This window comes from Lactiplantibacillus argentoratensis (assembly GCF_037290055.1).
Taxonomy (GTDB): domain Bacteria; phylum Bacillota; class Bacilli; order Lactobacillales; family Lactobacillaceae; genus Lactiplantibacillus; species Lactiplantibacillus plantarum.
On record NZ_CP147647.1, the window covers coordinates 217,341 to 236,864 of the forward strand.

Sequence of the window (19,524 nt, forward strand, 5' to 3'; positions counted from 1 at the left end):
CATGGTGCAGTAGCGGTTGGCTGTTTTCATCTTGAAAGGTCGTGGTAGTATGACAAATACGTTTCCCACACTAAGAAAGGTTTTCAGCCGTGGTCACTCTACCTGTTTGGTTTGCTTTCTTGCAAATCATTTTGAGCATTGCACTAGCGATGTATCAGGTATGGAACTCCAGAAACAAAAATAGCCACCCCAAAACTTTGGCTGGTATTGGGTGACTGTTCTTTGATTATCTAAATTTAAAGCCAACTGCTCTTAGAGCGGGCCTTGATTCAAGTCGGTATTAACGTACCGGCTTTTTTACTGCCGTTATTTTAACACGTATACGCTTCAGAAAGTGTATTTTTGATTCAAAAAAATAAAGATAAGCTTCCAATCGATTGGCCTAACTATTTTATTACGCGCGCTTAACCGCGATTACCTTAACTTGATAAGCCCCGTTCGGTGCGTTCACAGTGACCACATCGTCAACAGTATGATTAGCGAGTGCTTGACCGATGGGAGATGTGAATGAGATTTTTTGTTGTTCGAGATTGGCTTCCTGTTTTCCAACTAATTGATAGGTGATTTGGTCATGATCATCCAGAAATTCGATGGTCACGAATTTACCGATATCGAGTTGATTGTTGTCAGCTGGTTGAACGATTTGGGCGTATTGCAACTGCTTGTTGAGATAACGCAGGCGGCTTTCTAAGCGACCTAAGTCCCGTTTGGCACTACTATATTCGGCATTCTCAGAACGGTCACCTAATGCCGCAGCCGCAGCCAGAATTCTGATTCGCTCGGGCCGTTGTTGCTTTAAGTCTTCAATTTCCTGTTCGATGGCATGGTAACCAGTCGAAGTCATTTTGTTAAAAGTTGGTTCCATAGCAAAAACCTCGTGTCCGTTGAATTTCTGGGAATAGTGTACCGCAAATGTGATTAGAATGGTACCGTCTAGGTGATATCTGATGTTAATCACGATCGCGCAGGTGGTTGCTATACAGCATGATACCGCTAGTGACGGTGGTCAGGGCGATACCAGCGATCAGACTAATGAACGGCTGATTTATCGCAATCAGGAAGTAGAATAGGGCGGTGAAACCGATTAGTTCAATGAGTGCCCACAGGCCAAGGTAGCGCCATGACCGTTTGGGTTTGTCTTCTATTGGGGTGCTGACATTAACAGACAAAATGATCATGGTAAAAACGGCAATCATCAGGACAATATACAACGGATTGTCGTACGTAAAGGCTTTCTGAAGATTGTTTTTTTGCCAGCCTTGCCAAAATAAAATCAGTAAGATAGCACTATTTTCAATTAACAACGTGGTACGGATGTTCTTGAAATTTTGTAAAATTAAACGTTCGTCACGAATCTTTTTCATGGCAGGGATCTCCTAACTGGGTTCGACCCAAAAGACAGTATCGAGTGTTTGGTTGAGTGCGTGACAGAGGTTGAGGCAGAGTTTCAGTGATGGGTTATAGGTGTCCTTTTCAATCAAACTCAGGGTTTGACGGGTGATGCCAGTCTTGCTGGCGAGTTCTTTTTGTGAGAATCCAGCCATTAACCGGTATTGCTTGACATGATTCGCGGTTAACATCTCCCTTTATGTAATATATATCTTCCATACAAAGCTAATTTTAGCAGTTACCAATTGCAATGTAAATGTTGGATAGTTTGATTGAAATGTGAACAAATAAATGGTTGGCGTAGAGGTATGAGCGCAAAAAAATAGCCAATGACTTTGCAGCCTTGGCTAGTCGTGGAATTTCTCACGTTCCACGGAGTTACGAACATGTTAAGTATAGGCAAAATTATCGAAAAATACAATTAATTTATTAAAGGAGTTTGGCTTGACAGTTTAACAATGATAACGATTGCAAAAAATAAAAGTGAAATATTTCAGACAAACCTCTTGAATTTTAGTCTAGACCAATATACAATTGGACTATACCAAACAAAGAGGGAGTCAGTTAATTATGAAAGTTATCGTAGTAAAGGATCAAGCTGCCGGCGGAAAAGAAGGTTTCAAAGTATTTAAGAATGCTTTAGACAATGGTGCGAAAGTATTTGGGTTGGCAACTGGTTCGACACCCGTTACAACTTACAAAGAAATCGTTAATAGTGACTTAGATTTCAGTGACTGCACATCCGTTAACTTGGATGAATACGTTGGGATTGCACCAGACAACGACCAAAGTTATAAATACTTCATGCAAACTCATTTATTCAATGACAAGCCATTTAAGGAATCATTCTTGCCAAACGGTTTAGCTTCAGATCCAGAAGCTGAAGTTAAGCGTTACGACAAAGTGATTGACGAACACCCAATTGACTTACAAATCTTAGGGATTGGCCGTAATGGTCACATTGGTTTTAACGAACCAGGTACTCCTCGCGATATTACGACGCACGTGGTTGATTTAACTGAATCAACGATTGAAGCTAACGCGCGGTTCTTCGCCAGCGAAAATGATGTTCCTAAGCAAGCCTTCTCAATGGGCTTAGCTTCCATCATGAAGAGCAAGCACTTATTGCTCGAAGCATTCGGCGAAAACAAGGCTGATGCGGTCAAGGGTATGATTGAAGGCCCAGATACCCCTGAATTACCAGCAAGTATCTTGCAAAACCATCCAGACGTTACCGTTATCATTGACGAAGCGGCTGCTAGCAAGTTAAGCAAGAAGTATTAATTTTAATTAAGTTAAAAATGAACTGAAAGCCGTGCTTCATAACGATTGCGTTGTGAAGCACGGCTTTTTAATAAGTACTCATGTAAAGTAAAAAATGATTCGACTACTAGGATAGTTAGCAGTTGAATCATTTTTGGCTTATTCATAGATTTTGTCCTTTTTCCCAAGTTGTTTTCGATAACAACAGCCCTTGCTTAACCAAAGTATCAAACAACGCATGGGTCCGTTTGGAAACTTCAGCGGCAGTTTCGGCGTTGGCATTCGTCAAAAAGTCGGTCGCGTTACCAGTGATGGCCGCGTCGGTTGCGGCAACCCGGCCATGGGCATATGATTGGCACCCGTCGCGATAGGCATTGACCGTTTCAGCAAATTCATGCCAGTGTGGTTCAATCAAGACGGAGAGCGTTTTTGATAACCAGTAGACGTTATCAACGCTGACCGTGCTAGTTGTATTGCGATAATCAATCGGCGTGTCATTGATGTTGGTAAAGAAGGGCACGTATGGGGCGTAAGCGAAGAAACCTAGTGCGATCCATTGAATGGCGGCTTGCTTAGCAGGCACGTCATTCCGGATTTGCAGAATAGATGAGCACTGATTGCGATCCATCGCGATAGACCGGTAACGTGTTTGTTCACGGGCGTTACCAGAAGCGAAAGTGCCAAATGGATCGTAAGGCGTCCCGTTATAGTGTGAAGATAAGAAGAACTGGACGTCTTCAATAGCCAATTTTTTGCTTGGTTGTCGGAATAGCGGCATGTTTTGATCAGTGGGATTCTGTTCGATTTCGGGATTAAATAGTTTTTGACCATACCATGTCCGCGGAGTGTTGTAATAAGCATCCGCTTCACTTTGGGTACCGAAGATTTCGCGGAAATTAAAGTGACCGGGTGTTGGGTTGAGGTGATACTTTTCAACGAAGTCCACCAAATCACTGGCACCTAGGAAATTGTCGGTATCGTTGAGATCCATCTCTTGCACCACGGTTTGGTTGGGAACAATTGCGTAGGTGTCTTCGGGCATCCGAACTGCTCCCCAATGGTGACCACCAGCGGTTTCGAACAACCAGATATCGTCGTGATCGTTAAAGGCGATGCTGTTGCTTTCACCAGTTCCGTATTTTTCAATTAGGGCACCTAAGCGTTGGACACCTTCCTTAGCACTTTTAATGTAAGGTAAAACGAGGGTGACCATGGCTTCTTCATCCACGCCATCATGGACGAGCGGATCGTAACCGAGTACGCGGGCATTGGTGGCAGTGGTTTCGGTTGCACTCATCCCGACATTTAATTCGTTGATCCCAGCTTCCTCGTACTGCCCATCGCTTTGATCGGCTTGGGGGGTTGCGGTGTAGCGGTAGGCATGGTCGGGCAGCGGAACGGTGACGCCGGTAGTTACGGAAGTGTAGCTGGCGTTAGTTTGGTCGTGGGCTTCGTGCACAATAAACTTAATCGGATTAATTGGGCCGTAGCCATCTTCGTTGCGGGCAACGATGGTCGAACCATCCATGCTAGCAGCTTTCCCAACTAATATTTCGGTACAATCAGTGTCTTTTTTCATTACATAGGTCACTCCTTAGTTAATTATAAGTATAGGAGCTTGCGGGGGGATTTCAATGTTAAATCGTATTCATAATCATTTAAATAAGAAAATGATGAGTGAATTGCCTGGCGCTTTCTACATAAAATGCTAAATTCGATTGTGAAAACGCAATCATATCTAACGAGATAAGTTTAATTAGTTTGCTGGTATTGCCGATATAAAAGCGCTTATTGTTACTGTGCCAATTTTTAATTTTGTGAATCAATGAGTTTAATTGTGGCACAGTTTCCTGTGCCACGGGTCTAACTAGAAGTTCTTGAAACCGCTTACCATGATAGATATGATTAAGTTGTTAAGAAAAAGGAAGGAGCTTTACCTAATGAGTGAAAATGTAAATACGAATGCAACCCAAAGCGCTCCTGTTGCGAAAAAGAAACTGGGCGTTAAGGCACGCGTTCAAAAATTTGGGAGTGCACTGAGTAATATGGTTATGCCGAACATCGGCGCCTTTATTGCTTGGGGCTTAATTACCGCCATCTTTATGGCTGGTGGTTGGTGGCCTAATGCTGGATTAGCTAAGATGATTCAACCAATGGTTCACTATTTATTGCCATTATTGATAGCGTTTACTGGTGGGACTTTGTTTGCCGGTCATCGTGGTGGGGTCGTTGGTGCGATTGCCACTATGGGGGTCATCGTCGGTTCTTCAATCCCAATGTTTATCGGTGCCATGATTATGGGGCCTTTAGGCGGTTGGTGCATTAAGAAGTGGGATGACGCCATTTCCGATAAGATTAAGAGCGGGTTTGAAATGTTGGTTAACAACTTCTCCGCTGGGATTATCGGGATGTTACTAGCAATCCTGGGTTACTTTGCAATCGGCCCATTGGTTGCTGGTGCAAGTGCTGCTATGGCTGCCGGTGTTGACTGGATCATTAAGATGAAGCTATTGCCATTAGCCAACGTCTTCATTGAACCAGCCAAGATTTTATTCTTAAACAATGCGATTAACCAAGGTATCTTAACACCGCTTGGGATTCAGGCTGCATCTAGTGCGGGTAAGTCAATTCTGTTCTTGCTCGAACCAGATCCAGGTCCAGGTCTTGGGGTCTTATTAGCCTTTGCCTTGTTTGGTAAAGGGACTGCTAAGGCTTCTGCACCCAGTGCGATTATTATTCATTTTCTTGGTGGGATTCATGAAATTTATTTCCCATACGTATTAATGAAGCCAGCATTGTTCCTAGCTGTTATCGCTGGTGGGGTTACTGGGACAGCCACATTCAGTTTACTAAACGTTGGTTTACGTTCAACACCTTCACCTGGTTCCATTATTTCATTACTATTAATGTCACCAAAGAGTATTTCTAACTACATTGGTTTAATTATCGGGGTAACGTTAGCAACCTTAGCATCATTTATCGTTGCCGCAATTGTCTTGAAACGTGACAAGTCGACCAGTGATGATGACTTAGCCGCTGCTCAAGGTAAAATGAGCGACATGAAGAGTGGCAATGCTGAAGCTGCTAGTGCGACTGACGCTGAACCAGCTGATGTGATTGCTTCATACAAAGATGTTGACCATATTATTTTTGCCTGTGATGCCGGAATGGGATCATCCGCAATGGGGGCTTCCTTATTACGGGATAAAGTCAAGAAGGCTGGCATTAGCATGTCCGTCACCAACACGGCGATTAGCAATTTGAAAGACGAACCTGGTTTATTAGTGATTACGCAAAACGAATTAGCTGATCGGGCGGCTCAAAAGGCACCACACGCCTTACGGTTAGCCGTTGACAACTTCTTGAGTAGTCCAAAGTATGACCAAGTTGTGGTTAACTTAAAGGCTCGTGATCAAGTTAGCGATGCTGCACCTGCATCCGCGGCACCACAAGCAACGACGACTGCACCCGACGACCTACCAGCTAACTTAGATTTGAGTGTTGTTGATGAAATTGTCTTTGTTCACCACGATGGTCATTTAGGAACAGCCACAATGGCAACGTCCTTGATGAAGGATCGGGTCAAGAAAGCCAACAAGCATGTGAGTGTTAAGAACTTAGGAATTGACGAATTGGCTGATAATAATAGTTTATTAGTTGTTTCAAGTGCAGAAGCAGCTAAAAACTTAAAGACCCGTTACACGCAGGTCCAAGTATTAATTACTGACGATCTATTGAGTTCACCTAAATATGATAAGATGGTATCAGAATTGAAATAAAATGATATTATTACCATTATCGTATGAGGTGGCATCATGGTTAAGTTTACACAACGTCAAGATGAGTTGCTACAGCTGCTACTAGCGAATCCCGCCGGCCTTTCAATGAGTCAGATTGAAACCGGTCTCAATAGTAGTCGCCGAACAATTTATCGCGAGTTCAGTAATTTGGAATTGGTATTAGCCAATGCTGATTTGAAAATTGTTAATGAGAAGCATCACTTTCAACTAAGTGGATCACAGACGGCCCTGGCCAAGTTTCAAAGCCAATTGACAGCAGAGCGGAAGATTGCACCGGCGTTTGACTCACAAACGCGGCAAAACGCCCTAGCTTGTCGGTTACTGATGACGGGCCATTCCGTAAAATTAAAAGAACTTGCGCTTGACTTTGATGTGAGCGTTGCAACGATTTCAAACGATTTGACGGCATTAGCAACGCCATTCGCCGACTACGACTTATCAATTGAACGGTTGAAGTCCCGGGGGATTCAGGTGGCGGGGACTGAGGGTAGTATTCGCAATCTGTTTGCCACCATTTTGAATAATGAAATCAACGACTACGAGTTTTTTAAAACAATCGGGAAGTTGAACCAAGGCTTAGCAATATCAGCAAGTGATGAGCAATCGTATTTTTTGAACTTACTGGACGCCCAAACGTTGATTATCTGTTATCAAGCAGTGCGAAGTTTGAAGAAAAAGTACTTTTCTTCGGTGCCGGATGGTCAGCTACAACAGTTGATCATCACGTTGACGACGGGAGTAATGCGGTTACAGCATGAACGTCGGGTCACATATTTGCGCGGGATCAATCGGGATGATTTCTTGAAATACCAACGGATTGCTCTGGCAATTATGACCCAACTACCCGCTGAGATTAAGACGGTGGTGACGGGAGCTGAAATTGATTTTCTCGCCCAGCAAATTAAGGGCTTGACGTTTCGAATCGATCAAGACGCGTCGCTATCGAATTATGATTTGCAACTAACGTATCGGGTCAAAAAGTTTATTGACGCGGTTGCGACTAACTTTAACTGGTCGTTTGGGACGGATGACCGCTTGTTGAATAACTTGACGGCACATATGCAAATTGCCCTACAACGTAACGGTGTTAATGGTCCCGTGCCGCCAACCGCTGAGTTACAAGAGGTCCGTGAACAGTATCCTAAGCTGTATTCGGCGGTGGTGCGCGGCTTCGCAACGATTTTTAAAGATCAGGATTTTACAACTGATGAGTTGACGTACTTGTTGATCCACTTTGCTAGTACGTATGAGCAACAGTTGAGTCACCAAGCACTCAAGGTTTTGGTCCTGTGCCCGAATGGGATGACGACGGCGCGAATCTTGAAAACGCGGCTGATGCGGTTAGTACCTGAAATCACAGCTATCGAGGTTGCACGGATTGGTAATTTAGGCCAAGTTAATTTACAAGACTTTGACATGATTTTATCCACGACAACGTTACCGGGATTTAAGTTGAATTACCGCGTTGTCAGCCCACTGTTACTAGAAAACGAAGTCACTGCCTTACGTGAATATATTCATCAGTATTTTCCAAGCACCAAAGTGATCGATTCACCGGTTGATGAGCCGACGAAAATCAACTTGGATTTTGACACCGTTTACCAACAGATGACGATTGCGAAACAGATCTTAGACCGTTTCACGATCACGCCGATTCGCAACGATGATGAGACGGTGGCCGAGACGCTAGTTAAGATCACGCGGCATATTGATTCGAACTTGATTCATGATCCGCTAGAAGTTGCGGGCCGGTTGTTACACCGCTTAGGACTGGCACCGGTCGGTATTCCCAATACGAACTTGGCGTTGGTGCATACGTTAAGTCAGGAAGTCACCGCACCATATTGTGCGATTTTCGAACTTGACCAGCCATTACCATTTAAGAGTATGGATAACCAATCGATTCGGTTGCAGCGAATCGTCCTAATGCTCGGGCCCGCCAATATCAGCGATTTTGAAAATCGGTTGATGGGTAAGTTAAGCGCGCTAGTCATTGAAAGTCAGGCCAATACGCAGACGTTTATGACTGGCGATCGCCAGCAACTTTATCAATTAATTAGTAAAGCATTTTTGAACGAACTAACGAAATAGCGTAGGTGAAAACAATGGAAGCTTTAGATAAGAAAATGATTGCGTTGAACCAGCAAGTGGCTACGCAAGAAGAAGGCATCCGCTTAGCCGGTCAACTATTGGTCGATGGCGGTTGTGTCGAACCAGAATACATTGATGCAATGCAGGCTCGTAATCAGGATGTCTCCGTATATATGGGTAATTTCATTGCCATCCCCCATGGTACTGAAGATGGCATGAAGTATATTAAAAAGACCGGGATTTCCGTGGTCCAAGTACCAATGGGTGTGAGCTGGGGTAATCCAGATGATAACGATGATGATAAGACTGTAACGGTTATCTTCGGGATCGCTGGGTTGAACGGTGAACACTTGAACCTCTTGTCTCAGATTGCCATATACTGCAGCGACGTTGCCAACGTTGCCAAGTTAGCGGACGCTCAATCTGAAGATGAAATCATAAATCTATTAAAGGAAGTTGATTAGCATGTTAGACGTACATTTTGGCGCAGGGAATATTGGTCGGGGCTTCATTGGCGAAACCTTGGCTGACAACGGGTTTAAGATTACTTTCGTTGATGTTAACGATACTTTGATTGACGAATTAAACAAACGGAATGGGTATACCATTGAATTGGCTGCAGAAGGTCAAAAACACATTGAAGTTCACGATGTTAAAGGTATTAACAACGGTAAGGATCCTAAGGCGGTTGCTGAAGAAATTGCCCAAGCCGATATGGTTACGACTGCGATTGGGCCTAAGATCTTGAAGTTCATCGCGCCATTAATTGCTGACGGGTTAAAGTTACGGCAAGCTAACAACAATACGACACCAATTGATATCATTGCTTGTGAAAACATGATTGGCGGGAGTCAGTCATTAAAGAAATACGTTTATGAATCATTAAATGAAGACGAACAAGCTTGGGCTGACCAGAATGCAGGCTTCCCCAATGCCGCTGTTGACCGGATCGTACCGCTTCAAAAGCATGATGATCCATTGTTCGTTTCAGTTGAACCATTCAAGGAATGGGTTATCGACAAGTCTCAGATGAAGAACCCTAAGATTCAATTAAAGGGTGTTGATTATGCTGACGACTTGGAACCATACATTGAACGGAAACTCTTCTCCGTTAATACTGGTCATGCCACCGTAGCCTATACTGGTAACATGAAGGGCTACAAGACGATTGGCGAAGCAGTCAAGGATGACAGTGTCGTTGACCAAGCTAAGCACGTTTTAGGTGAAACCGGCGACTTGTTGATTCAAAAGTGGGGCTTTGATCCTGAAGTGCACCATGCTTATCAAAAGAAAATTTTGAGTCGGTTTGAAAACCCATATATCTCTGATGATATTGAACGGGTCGGCCGGACACCAATTCGGAAATTAGGTTTCAACGAACGTTTCATTCGCCCAATTCGGGAATTGAAGGAACGTGGTCGCGATTACAGCGCCTTAGTTGATACAGTTGGTGAAATGTTCTTCTTCAACTATCCTAATGATAGTGAAAGTGTTAAGTTACAACAATTATTGAAGGATGAACCAATCGAACAAGTCATTCGCGAAACAACTGACTTGAAAGATGAAGATTTAGTTAATGAAATCAAAGCTGCTTACGAAAAGCACTTAGCTGCAACGAAGTAGTTCGATAAAAAAACTAATTACTAACCGCCATGGTAATTAGCTGCAAAAGGCGCCCAGAAATTTAATTCTGGGCGCCTTTTGCGTCTTGCCTGACAAAGAGTCACTTGATAGCAGCCATCGCTGGGCGAGTTAACTGGAACGATGAACGTGTAGGTAGCTTATTTTTAAGACTGGCAGCACACGTTAATTTGGATGGTAGGTAATGCTAACTGTTGCCCTACCGAAGTAAGTCTAATGAGCAAGTATGTTGACCAGCATACGGCTACTTTTCCCAGAAATGCCACCAAGGTTTGGCCGCTTGACTGGCTTGTTGATCGAGTTGGTCAAGGACTTGGTTTAAGCGGTCACTGAGTGAATCTAAACGCCGGATGATCATTTCTTGCTGCTTATAGAGCTCAGCATTAGTCGGGCCATCTGGTTTGGCCGCTGGTGCCATTTTGCTGGCATCGACGGTGGTTGTCGTGGTGAAGGGCGACTTTGTGGTAGTTGCAGGCGCTGGTTTCTCAGATTGCGTCGTCGTTGCCGCCGGTTGTTTGGGTGTCGGGACCTTAGCACCAAACGCGCGTCCCAGCGCAGTGGCTAACGTTGTGCCTTGTTCGGCGAGTTCGATGGCCGCCTGAAAAGTTTTTAAATCAGCGGCTGTATATAAGCGATGACTGTTATCGGCCGGGCGGAAGCGATTTTCATCGTTAAGTTGTTTTTCAACCATGGTGCTATATTTGCGCAACGTCACGGCTTTAATACCGAGTTGTTCAGCGGCGACGGAAGCGACTAATTCAGAGTCCTGTTCGGGACTGATTGTTTGTGTGGACACAAAAATTCCTCCTTTAGGTTATATCGTTTCTATAACGCTATTATATCGAATTTTTGATTGGTAGAACACCGATATACCAAGATTTTGTGACCTATGTACGTGATTCAGACCCGGAAGTCATAATTTTGTGGGAAAACATGCTATGATAGAACGGAAATCAATTGGAAATGAGGATTAGATATGATCGAACCAGTCGATAAGACGACTTTTGCGACGGTGGCTGATGATACCGCGTTAACTGTGGTTGATTTTTGGGCGGATTGGTGTGGCCCTTGCAAGATGCAGGAACCAGTGCTTGAAGCGTTAGATGAACTGTACGATGGGCAAGTGAAATTCGCTTCGCTCGACGTTGATCAACATCAGGAAATTGCGCAACAATTTGAGATTATGAGTATTCCGGCGTTAGTGATATTCAAGAATGGCCAGCCCGCTGAAAAGGTGGTTGGTTTTCATCCCCAAGCAGCGTTGAAGAAATATCTGGATCAAAAATTAGCCGAAGTGAAGCCTGCCTAACGAGCGTTATTTAACGGTAGCTATTGAAGCAATGCATAAGTCACCCCAGAAACGGTTACCGCTTCTGGGGTGACTTATTTTTTTCGGTGAAGAGTTTACGCGTCATGACGTAATTGATAAGCTGCCCATGTGCTGAAAATGGCAATGCCAAGAATTGCGAGGTTAATGAGAATCGTTTCTGTCAGTGGCTGGGTTGATGGGGAGAAATACCATTGTTCTAGTAAAAAAGTGTACAAAAACACGGGTGCGTAGAAGAAGCGGAGCCATCGTTGCTGGCGGTGTAACCACACCAGCGTAATTCCCGACAACCATATCAGTACTGATATAACAACCGTTGTCAGTGGACTAACTAGCATCGTCAGTGTGGCGATTATGGCTAGCAGATAGGGTGTTGTCATAAGTGGGTTCTTGAATGAGTTCATCAGTAGTGCCTCCTTATTGAAAAAGCTAATGCTCGTCTAAGTATATCGCGATAATCAAAATGTTTGTATTGCCATCATAAAATAAAATATTTAAATAGTGATTTTGACAATAAATCAGTTTAGCTGTCAAGTTAGAAATCGTTAATAGTTTAAGGGGAAGCGCAACTAGAAATGGCGAGTTGGTGCGACTGCCCTATTAATAATTAAATTATTACCGGCTTTGCCAATATAATTAGCTAAGACCATGTTAAATTAAGTAGCGTAATTATGGTAAAGTGGGGGGCTAATCATTGAAAAAATTGATTTGGGCATTACGGGTCGGTATCGTCCTCTTTGGTGCTTGTTTGGTGTGGGAACAAGTGCAGCTTGAACGGCATACAAGCCAGCGCCGGACCTATCATCAACGTCGGCTGCAGCGTAGTACCGCAGCAACGTTTAAGGCAATCCGTCAGCCACAACTTAGTGATTTTCCGGCAGCTAAGGTGGAAGCCGCACAAGTTTGGCTACACCTGAAGGGGACTCGGGTCATCAACGAGGCAACCCCGTTACATATCCGCAAAATTGCGGCCGGACAGCGAATTCAGCCAGACGATCCGCACAGCGCGGTCTATCATCACCAAATGACCCAGATTTATAGTGATGATTTACAAGATGCTACTAATAGTGTGATATACGCGCGGAATGCGGATAATACCGTATTGGTTGCGCATAGTCGTTCGGGGCAACGCTCGCAAGTGGGTCCGGTCGCCCAAAATGTTCACACAGCAATGCCAGCCGCTCAAAAGATGAAGATTCCGGCTAAACCATCCGCGACACTGCTTAAAGTCGTTCAACTGATCATTTAATATGGTTCAATTTAAAAGGCTAACCCACACGGTGGGTTAGCCTTTGGTGCGTGATGCTGGCCAGTTAATAGTGGTCATAGAGTTGCTCAATTAAGTCATCACTATTGGTAATGAGCTGGCGATTTAGTGAAATCAGGTAGTCTGGTTGTGCTGGGTGAATGGCGTTGTAGAGTGTGTCTTCAATGAGACAGCCAGTCAGCGTGAATGACCGCTGCCGGTCTTGAACAATGATGGTGAAGGAACGCCCACGACTGGTTACGATGACATTCAGTCCCATTAAGTGGGTTAGGTTCAAGCCTAACGTTGCAGTTGAATCAATTAATCCTGGTGTGCCAGTGCGTTTGATCAAGACTAGGCATTCGTCAATCCGTCGTAGCGAATTAAACATCGAAAATTTACTGGTGTTGCGCGGGTTCGATCTGATAGCCCGTGGCCGCCGTACGTATGGTCCAACGACTATGTTCATAATGATTCCCCCAAACCATTTAGTTGATTGGTTTAATCATAACTAGTGCGAACGATTAGTGCGAAAATTTCGGCGCGGGTTGGCAGTTAGTTGGGCCAGTTTACGGGTTAGCTTTGGAAGCTTTACTAACGTTGTGGCGGCAAACATCCAGTGTATACAAATTCGCAATTACTGGACGCAATGGCGTTCAAACCATTGATCAGTAATTGCGAATTGCGTAATCGTGATGTTAAAAATGAAACTAGGCTTTTACTTTACTGTCTGTTTTTCGTGCTTTGACGGCTAATTCGGGGAACCAAATTGCAATTTCGTGATGCGCATTTTCACGGCTATCTGAGGTATGGATAATGTTTCGTAAAATACCGTCTGGATATTCATGGGAGAAATCCCCCCGAATCGTGCCAGGTTGTGCTTCGGCAGGCCGGGTGCTACCAGCTAAACGATGCACCGCTTTGACGACGCCAGTACCACTTACGATAATGGCGACGAGTGGACCTTCCATCATGTAGGTCTCGATTTCCTTAAAGTAAGGCTTGCCAACCTTCTCACTGTAATGTTGTTGAAGTTGTTCCGCGGTTGCTTTAATAACCTTTAAGGCGGCAATTTGATAACCCTTGCGTTCTAACCGGGTGATAACCTCACCAATGTGTCCTTCACTGACACCATCGGGTTTAACTAGGACCAATGTTTTTTCAGAATTTGCCATAATACGTGACCTCCTCGCTTTTTGAAAGCGGTATCATTTATAACTTAAATTGTAGGTGACTTTGAGGGGTACGTCAACTAGAATCGCCGTTTTATCATGAAAATTGCTTGTGAATTGGCGTCAGCTGGTCAATAATTGGGACGCGAGAAGCGGGTTCAACTAGCTGAATTATTTTCTATCGTCGGAAGATATCGCTATAATAAAATTAGTAAATCATAAAAGGATTTGATACTCATGCCACCACTTGATTTAACTCATATTCGACAACATCATACGGTTGCTGAATTAATTGCGCTAGGAAAGGCGCGGCGCCAAGTCACCCCATTTGAAAAATTAGGGACATTTACACCAGTGAAACGAAACGCCAGTGATTATCTGAAACATGTGCGGGAGATGCTGGTACCAGAACTATTGCCATTGCGGCGTGAACGAATGTCTGCTTCGGCTTTTGCATTCTTCCGGGGCTCAGTGGAGTTAATGGATTATGATTTGGATTACCAGTCGTCCACTGAAATCCCCGCCGTAGTTTGTGGCGATGCCCATATTGGTAACTTTGGATTCTATGCGTCACCAGAACGGCGACTGGTCTTTGACTTAAATGACTTTGACGAAGCTGGCGTCCATCCGTGGGAATGGGATTTACGTCGGTTATTAGTGAGTGTGTTGCTAGCTGCTCGTGATTCTAACTTTAAACCCAAAAAGGTCGAAAAATTGATACAGGCGGCGAGTGCGAGTTATCGGGAAGCGCTCAAACGGATGTTTGATCAGACGACGTTAGACCGTTTTTATCGCGATAACGAAGTTCAGGCTGTCTTGAACTTCGGTGGTGCTCCCGAAGATACGGCCGATCTAATTGCATCCTTGGTTAAAAAGGCTCAAAAACGTAATTCAGAACAAGTTGTGCGTAAGTTTACGGTCACTAATAGTCGCGGTGAACGGCAATTTAAGGAGAACGCGCCCCGTTCTGTCCATATTGATCGGCAAACTTATCAAGGGCTAAAGGCCGGAATTAGCGAGTATTTATTGAACGTCCGGACCGATGTCGCTTTGCTGTTGTCGCAATATGAAGTTACTGATATTATTCGGCATAGTGTGGGCGTCGGGAGTTTTGGGTCACTATGTTACTTGGTTCTTCTGACGAGTACGGATGGTAGCCATATGGTGTTACAAATCAAGGAAGCTTTACCAACGCGGAAAGTCGGGAGCCAGTCGCGGCCAGCGTTAACGGCCGCCATGGAACTGACGGAAGGACAACGGATCGTCAGTTCGCAACGCATTTTACAAGCGACTTCGGATGCGTTCCTAGGCTATTTCCAAATGGAAAATAAGAGTTTTTATGTCCGTCAATTTCGGGATATGAAGGAATCTATCGATATTCCAACCCTAGACTGGGGTCAATTCCAAGCCTATGCGAATACGTGCGCAATGATTTTGGCCAAGGCTCACGCGCAAAGTCCAACGGCGGCCATGATTCGGGGATACGTTGGTAATTCGGCAAAGTTTGATGAAGCCATGGCTAAATGGGCCACGGCGTATGTTGAACAAGTTGATAATGATTATCAAGATTTCTTAGATGTTTGATGGTTTTAAACGAAGGGCTGATCACATATCGCGCTGCAACGCGTGACGATTAGACGTGTATTGAAAATAAAGGAAGGTCATCGGAGTCATTGATACTCCGATGACCTTTTCTGTCGGTAATTAGACATAGACTAAAATATTTTCTTGGGACATAATCATTGATTTGACAACGTTTTGTGGCAATCAAGCAAGTGATTTTTAAAATTGATAGGCTAAAATGGTTGCACTTTTTCAACAACTTGATATACTTACTATTAGTAAGTGAAATGAAGAAATTAGTTTTGAAAGGATTGTTTGATATGACAAAATATGGTGTAATTGTAGGTTCTATTCGTAAAAATTCTTATTCTAAAGGGGTCGCTGAAGCCATCGTTGCTGGGTTACCAGACGACGCTGAAGTAACGTACTTAAATATCGCTAAGTTGCCACTATATAACCAAGACTACGATGCGGATTCACCCGTAGAATATACAGAATTTCGTCAGGCCGTTGCGGCTCAAGATGCGTTCATCTTTGTCACACCTGAACATAACCGTAGTATCCCAGCAGCCTTGAAGAATGCTTTGGACGTTGCTTCACGTCCATGGGGTCAAAGTGTTTGGGGCGGCAAGCCTGCTTTGGTTGCTTCCCAATCGATCTCTGGTATCTCTGGCGTCTTAGCACACCATGTTTTACGACAATCATTGGTCTTCTTAGACATGCCAACGATGCAACAACCAGAATTGTACATCGGTAATACTGATAAGTTGGCTGATGAAAATGGTCATATCACAAATGAAGGCACCCAATCGTTCTTAGCTGGTGCTGGTAAGCAATTCAGCGAATTTGCAGCGAAGTTTGTCAAATAATTGTGGATAATAAATAAATTTTCAAAGTAACGTAAAAACGTACTTATAAAATCAATTTTGATTTTATAAGTACGTTTTATTGTCGACACAATAACTGATACGAGCGAACGGTTATTCTAAGCCGCAGTTTTGATAAGAATCAAGCTTGATTGCTTGCTGCTTCATGATAAGCATGTAATTGCGTGGCAACTAGATGGGCCGGGTTACCGACCGCAGTAACGTGGGCGGGAACGCTGTCTAAAACAATCGCACCAGCACCAATTTTACTGTTGGCGCCAATCGTAATAGGACCCAAGAGTTGGGCGTTGGCACCAATGAAAGCACCGCGACAAACAAAGGGATGCCGGCGCCCGGCTTGTTCGGTTTTACGTGCGCCTAAAGTGACGCCGTGTAAAATTGTAACGTCGTCTTCAATGACCGCCGTTGCACCAATGACAGTACCAATACCATGGTCAAAGAAGACCCGGTGACCGATTTGCGCGGCCGGGTGAATCAGGATGCCGGTACGCCGAGCCGCATGTTGGCTCAGCAAGGCGGCCAATAAGGGGAAACGGTGTGTTTCGAAATAATGGGCAACCCGGTACCAGGCGAGCGCGTGAATACCAGGATAGGTCAACATAACTGTCCGCAAATTGATCGCGGCGGGGTCACGATTGAGAATGGCACGAGCCGTCTGAAACACTGGCTTAATCTGCCTGAATGCTAGCGAACCCGCGCTCAAGGTCTGCTAACAAATCGTCACTGTCCTCAACGCCGACCGATAAGCGAATCAGTTCGTCTTTGATACCATTCTGTAGCCGAATTGTGTGTGGAATGGCACCGTGAGTCATCAAGGCTGGAATTTCAATTAAACTTTCCAATGCTCCGAGACTTTCGGCGAGCGTAATGACTTGTAAATGTTCAACGAAGGTCTGGGGGTTCATTCCTGGTTGTAATTCAAACGAGATCATTGCGCCGAAGCCATTCATCTGTTGCTTGGCAATCGAAAAGTCGGGATTATCAGGATCGCCTGGATAGTAAATCTTAGCAACCGCTGGGTGAGACTTTAAATACGTAAAGATTTTAGCGGCATTGTTCAGGTGGGCTTGCATGCGCAATGCCAGAGTCTTCATACCACGTTGTAATAGCCAGCTTTCTTGCGGAGCCAAAATACTACCGATGGCATTTTGCAAGTAGCCGATTTTTTCGCCAAGTGCGGGCGTCTTGGTGACAACCAAGCCACCGATAACATCACTGTGACCACCGAGATACTTGGAAGCACTGTGTAAAACAATGTCAACGCCTAAATCCAGGGGCTTTTGGACGTATGGGGAGGCGAAGGTGTTGTCGATGATACTCAGTAAATCGTGTGCTTGCGCGAGCTTCGCAATGGCAGCAATATCCGTAATGTGTAATAACGGGTTCGTCGGTGTTTCCAAATAAATCGCCTTAGTTGTGGGGGTAATTGCGGCTTCAACGGCGGCCAAGTCACGCGTATCTACGGCTGTAAAAGTCATGCCAAAGTGTTTTAAAACGGCGTCGATCAAGCGGAAGGTGCCACCATAGACATCATTTCCCACAATAATGTGGTCACCAGCCGAGAATAGTGAGAAGACGGTATTAATGGCAGCGGAGCCAGAAGCAAATGCGAAGCCAGCGCTGCCATGTTCGAGGGTGGCAATTAATGCTTCGACGGCGGCCCGGGTTGGATTTCCCGTCCGTGAATATTCGTATTGATTTTGACCGATTTTTGTTTGGCGGAAGGTCGAGGCCATGTAGATGGGTACCGAAGTCGCACCGGTAGTGGCGTCCTCACTGATACCACCGTGAATTAATTGGGTTTCAAATTTCATTGTTAAAGTCCTCATTTTGTATAGATTTTTTGACTTAGATAACGCTTACTACTGTCTGGAAAGATGGTCACGATATGACTATTGGCAGGCAGGTTGGTGGCGAGTTGCAAACTAGCGGCTAGCGCAGCGCCGCTAGAACTGCCAATCAGTAAACCGTGGTCACGGGCTAGGTGTCGAACTTGGGCAAAGGCATCATTGTCCGCGATGGTCAGTGTCTGATCGATGCGAACCTGATCGAAAAATGGTGGGATGAATTCGACGCCGATTCCCTCGGTACGATGTGCGTGAGCTGGTCCACCATTTAAAATGGAACCTTCTGGCTCAACGACTACGGCTTTGGTTGCTGAATCTTGAGCTTGAAGATAAGCCGCTACTCCAGCAAATGTCCCGCCGCTACCGGCTCCGGCGACGAAGGCGGTTATAGGTGCAGGCATGTCCGCCAGAATTTCTGGTGCCAGTGTGTGGTAATAAGCCGCGGGATTAGCCGGATTCTTGAATTGCATGGGGACGTAACTGTTGGAAATCGTTGCGGCTAGTGCCTCAGCTTTGCGAATGGCACCTTTGATTCCTTCCTCGCTAGGTGTATGAACAATTTCAGCACCCAATGCTTGCATTAAAACTTGTTTTTCCATACTGAACTTTTCTAGGACGACTAAGATGGTACGTAGGTGGTGCGCTTGAGTTGCTAAGGCTAAACCAATTCCGGTGTTACCAGCAGTTGGTTCAATAATCGTTGTCTTGGCGTTAACCCGGCCCCGTTGCAAGCCGTCTTCAATCAGATAGGCTCCCAGCTGGTCCTTAATACTGCCGCCGGGGTTGAACATTTCAAGCTTGGCATAGATGTGACTGTGATTTGGAACCTCGATGGGTAACGCCATCAGGGGGGTGTGGCCGATAAGTTCTTGAACGTGCTGAATGAGCATATAAATTCCTCCAATCGCTGCGGTGGGGTGCCAAAAGCGACAAAAAAGGCGCGAGAATTCGAATGAATTCCTCGCGCCCAGTACAATATCCAGCCATGCTGGACATTGATTTTTAGGATGACACTCCTCAAAAAGTCAATGCTTAACAGGCCGAACATCGCGATAAGCGCGCAGTTCGGCAACAACAGTTATTCAAAGCACTACTTGTTAATTGAGTCATATCTGATCCTCCTCTGGATTAATTGGGACTAACTATACAAGATGATTTTGAGCGCGTCAAGTGGTGAATGACGATTTGCAATAAGCGGTAAAAGATGAAGATTGGCTGAGAACGTTATTGAATCAGCGTTAGTTTTGCCAAACGGTTGTCATTAAAATAAATATATTAGGTGGTTGAATTAGTTGATT

The 19,524-nt window shown here is 44.7% G+C and carries 20 protein-coding genes; 9 read left to right on the forward strand and 11 right to left on the reverse strand.

Annotated features, from left to right (window positions below):
* Positions 1-394: 394 nt before the first annotated feature.
* The 3 genes from greA to V7R88_RS00975 all read right to left on the reverse strand — a co-directional run bounded on the left by greA (position 395) and on the right by V7R88_RS00975 (position 1,580).
* The gene (greA, locus tag V7R88_RS00965) at positions 395-865 is read right to left on the reverse strand and encodes a transcription elongation factor GreA (protein ID WP_003643694.1); all 471 of its coding nucleotides are present in this window, start codon (positions 863-865) and stop codon (positions 395-397) included.
* An 85-nt stretch (positions 866-950) separates the two neighbouring features.
* Positions 951-1,364, reverse strand: a complete 414-nt coding sequence (locus V7R88_RS00970; RefSeq protein WP_003641815.1) for a hypothetical protein — start codon at positions 1,362-1,364, stop codon at positions 951-953.
* A gap of 12 nt (positions 1,365-1,376) precedes the next feature.
* Positions 1,377-1,580: a helix-turn-helix transcriptional regulator gene (locus V7R88_RS00975; RefSeq protein ID WP_076655793.1), complete on the reverse strand. Its 204-nt coding sequence runs from the start codon at positions 1,578-1,580 to the stop codon at positions 1,377-1,379.
* A gap of 379 nt (positions 1,581-1,959) precedes the next feature.
* Here V7R88_RS00975 and V7R88_RS00980 point away from each other — a divergent pair, with 379 nt between their 5' ends.
* Positions 1,960-2,673: a glucosamine-6-phosphate deaminase gene (locus tag V7R88_RS00980; RefSeq protein WP_003641817.1), complete on the forward strand. Its 714-nt coding sequence runs from the start codon at positions 1,960-1,962 to the stop codon at positions 2,671-2,673.
* 142 nt (positions 2,674-2,815) lie between these two features.
* On the opposite strand, the gene V7R88_RS00985 is transcribed toward V7R88_RS00980, so the two are convergent.
* Positions 2,816-4,231, reverse strand: coding sequence for a C69 family dipeptidase (locus V7R88_RS00985; protein WP_338816300.1), 1,416 nt, complete (start codon positions 4,229-4,231; stop codon positions 2,816-2,818).
* Between the two features lie 361 nt (positions 4,232-4,592).
* On the opposite strand from V7R88_RS00985, the gene V7R88_RS00990 reads away from it, so the two are divergent.
* The 4 genes from V7R88_RS00990 to V7R88_RS01005 are packed head-to-tail and all read left to right on the forward strand — an operon-like array spanning position 4,593 to position 10,166.
* A complete protein-coding gene (locus tag V7R88_RS00990) occupies positions 4,593-6,431 on the forward strand; it encodes a PTS mannitol-specific transporter subunit IIBC (RefSeq protein ID WP_063721098.1) in 1,839 nt (612 codons plus the stop codon).
* Positions 6,432-6,467: 36 nt separating this feature from the next.
* The gene (locus tag V7R88_RS00995) at positions 6,468-8,543 is read left to right on the forward strand and encodes a BglG family transcription antiterminator (RefSeq protein ID WP_015825069.1); all 2,076 of its coding nucleotides are present in this window, start codon (positions 6,468-6,470) and stop codon (positions 8,541-8,543) included.
* A gap of 14 nt (positions 8,544-8,557) precedes the next feature.
* Positions 8,558-9,007 (forward strand): PTS sugar transporter subunit IIA, encoded by a 450-nt coding sequence (locus V7R88_RS01000; RefSeq protein WP_003641824.1) that lies wholly within the window; start codon positions 8,558-8,560, stop codon positions 9,005-9,007.
* Position 9,008: 1 nt separating this feature from the next.
* Positions 9,009-10,166, forward strand: a complete 1,158-nt coding sequence (locus tag V7R88_RS01005) for a mannitol-1-phosphate 5-dehydrogenase (protein WP_338816302.1) — start codon at positions 9,009-9,011, stop codon at positions 10,164-10,166.
* 262 nt (positions 10,167-10,428) lie between these two features.
* On the opposite strand, the gene V7R88_RS01010 is transcribed toward V7R88_RS01005, so the two are convergent.
* Positions 10,429-10,980: a MerR family transcriptional regulator gene (locus V7R88_RS01010; protein WP_076657738.1), complete on the reverse strand. Its 552-nt coding sequence runs from the start codon at positions 10,978-10,980 to the stop codon at positions 10,429-10,431.
* 180 nt (positions 10,981-11,160) lie between these two features.
* Here V7R88_RS01010 and trxA point away from each other — a divergent pair, with 180 nt between their 5' ends.
* Positions 11,161-11,493, forward strand: coding sequence for a thioredoxin (trxA, locus tag V7R88_RS01015; protein ID WP_054397228.1), 333 nt, complete (start codon positions 11,161-11,163; stop codon positions 11,491-11,493).
* 95 nt (positions 11,494-11,588) lie between these two features.
* Here trxA and V7R88_RS01020 read toward each other — a convergent pair whose 3' ends face one another.
* Entirely contained in the window at positions 11,589-11,915 is a 327-nt protein-coding gene (locus V7R88_RS01020) for a hypothetical protein (protein WP_114648292.1), read from the reverse strand.
* Positions 11,916-12,205: 290 nt separating this feature from the next.
* On the opposite strand from V7R88_RS01020, the gene V7R88_RS01025 reads away from it, so the two are divergent.
* Entirely contained in the window at positions 12,206-12,760 is a 555-nt protein-coding gene (locus V7R88_RS01025; RefSeq protein WP_047672544.1) for a hypothetical protein, read from the forward strand.
* 64 nt (positions 12,761-12,824) lie between these two features.
* Here V7R88_RS01025 and V7R88_RS01030 read toward each other — a convergent pair whose 3' ends face one another.
* Together V7R88_RS01030 and ndk are read right to left on the reverse strand one after the other, a co-directional pair.
* On the reverse strand, positions 12,825-13,226 hold the full coding sequence (locus tag V7R88_RS01030; RefSeq protein ID WP_114648293.1) for a hypothetical protein: 402 nt from the start codon (positions 13,224-13,226) through the stop codon (positions 12,825-12,827).
* A gap of 241 nt (positions 13,227-13,467) precedes the next feature.
* Positions 13,468-13,932 carry a nucleoside-diphosphate kinase gene (gene ndk, locus V7R88_RS01035; RefSeq protein ID WP_046037976.1) on the reverse strand — a complete coding sequence of 155 codons (465 nt, stop codon included), beginning with the start codon at positions 13,930-13,932 and terminating at the stop codon, positions 13,468-13,470.
* Positions 13,933-14,166: 234 nt separating this feature from the next.
* Here ndk and V7R88_RS01040 point away from each other — a divergent pair, with 234 nt between their 5' ends.
* Positions 14,167-15,513, forward strand: a complete 1,347-nt coding sequence (locus V7R88_RS01040; RefSeq protein ID WP_003641832.1) for a DUF2252 domain-containing protein — start codon at positions 14,167-14,169, stop codon at positions 15,511-15,513.
* A gap of 299 nt (positions 15,514-15,812) precedes the next feature.
* Positions 15,813-16,361 (forward strand): NADPH-dependent FMN reductase, encoded by a 549-nt coding sequence (locus V7R88_RS01045; RefSeq protein WP_003643701.1) that lies wholly within the window; start codon positions 15,813-15,815, stop codon positions 16,359-16,361.
* Between the two features lie 139 nt (positions 16,362-16,500).
* Here V7R88_RS01045 and epsC read toward each other — a convergent pair whose 3' ends face one another.
* From epsC to V7R88_RS01060, 3 genes are read right to left on the reverse strand one after another with little or no spacing between them, the layout of a single operon-like run.
* Positions 16,501-17,043, reverse strand: coding sequence for a serine O-acetyltransferase EpsC (gene epsC / locus V7R88_RS01050; RefSeq protein ID WP_054397237.1), 543 nt, complete (start codon positions 17,041-17,043; stop codon positions 16,501-16,503).
* A 4-nt stretch (positions 17,044-17,047) separates the two neighbouring features.
* The gene (locus V7R88_RS01055; protein WP_114648294.1) at positions 17,048-18,193 is read right to left on the reverse strand and encodes a trans-sulfuration enzyme family protein; all 1,146 of its coding nucleotides are present in this window, start codon (positions 18,191-18,193) and stop codon (positions 17,048-17,050) included.
* Between the two features lie 11 nt (positions 18,194-18,204).
* Positions 18,205-19,116, reverse strand: a complete 912-nt coding sequence (locus V7R88_RS01060; RefSeq protein WP_338816305.1) for a cysteine synthase family protein — start codon at positions 19,114-19,116, stop codon at positions 18,205-18,207.
* Positions 19,117-19,524 lie beyond the last annotated feature (408 nt).

Coding starts and splice junctions, on each gene's coding strand:
- V7R88_RS00990 (WP_063721098.1), top strand. CDS start 4,593: ATGAGTGAAAATGTAAATACGAATGCAACCCAAAGCGCTCCTGTTGCG.
- V7R88_RS01060 (WP_338816305.1), bottom strand. CDS start 19,116: ATGCTCATTCAGCACGTTCAAGAACTTATCGGCCACACCCCCCTGATG.
- V7R88_RS01020 (WP_114648292.1), bottom strand. CDS start 11,915: ATGAACTCATTCAAGAACCCACTTATGACAACACCCTATCTGCTAGCC.
- V7R88_RS01045 (WP_003643701.1), top strand. CDS start 15,813: ATGACAAAATATGGTGTAATTGTAGGTTCTATTCGTAAAAATTCTTAT.
- V7R88_RS00995 (WP_015825069.1), top strand. CDS start 6,468: ATGGTTAAGTTTACACAACGTCAAGATGAGTTGCTACAGCTGCTACTA.
- V7R88_RS01040 (WP_003641832.1), top strand. CDS start 14,167: ATGCCACCACTTGATTTAACTCATATTCGACAACATCATACGGTTGCT.
- V7R88_RS01005 (WP_338816302.1), top strand. CDS start 9,009: ATGTTAGACGTACATTTTGGCGCAGGGAATATTGGTCGGGGCTTCATT.
- V7R88_RS01030 (WP_114648293.1), bottom strand. CDS start 13,226: ATGAACATAGTCGTTGGACCATACGTACGGCGGCCACGGGCTATCAGA.
- V7R88_RS00975 (WP_076655793.1), bottom strand. CDS start 1,580: ATGTTAACCGCGAATCATGTCAAGCAATACCGGTTAATGGCTGGATTC.
- ndk (WP_046037976.1), bottom strand. CDS start 13,932: ATGGCAAATTCTGAAAAAACATTGGTCCTAGTTAAACCCGATGGTGTC.
- V7R88_RS01055 (WP_114648294.1), bottom strand. CDS start 18,193: ATGAAATTTGAAACCCAATTAATTCACGGTGGTATCAGTGAGGACGCC.
- trxA (WP_054397228.1), top strand. CDS start 11,161: ATGATCGAACCAGTCGATAAGACGACTTTTGCGACGGTGGCTGATGAT.
- greA (WP_003643694.1), bottom strand. CDS start 865: ATGGAACCAACTTTTAACAAAATGACTTCGACTGGTTACCATGCCATC.
- V7R88_RS00985 (WP_338816300.1), bottom strand. CDS start 4,231: ATGAAAAAAGACACTGATTGTACCGAAATATTAGTTGGGAAAGCTGCT.
- V7R88_RS00980 (WP_003641817.1), top strand. CDS start 1,960: ATGAAAGTTATCGTAGTAAAGGATCAAGCTGCCGGCGGAAAAGAAGGT.
- V7R88_RS00970 (WP_003641815.1), bottom strand. CDS start 1,364: ATGAAAAAGATTCGTGACGAACGTTTAATTTTACAAAATTTCAAGAAC.
- V7R88_RS01000 (WP_003641824.1), top strand. CDS start 8,558: ATGGAAGCTTTAGATAAGAAAATGATTGCGTTGAACCAGCAAGTGGCT.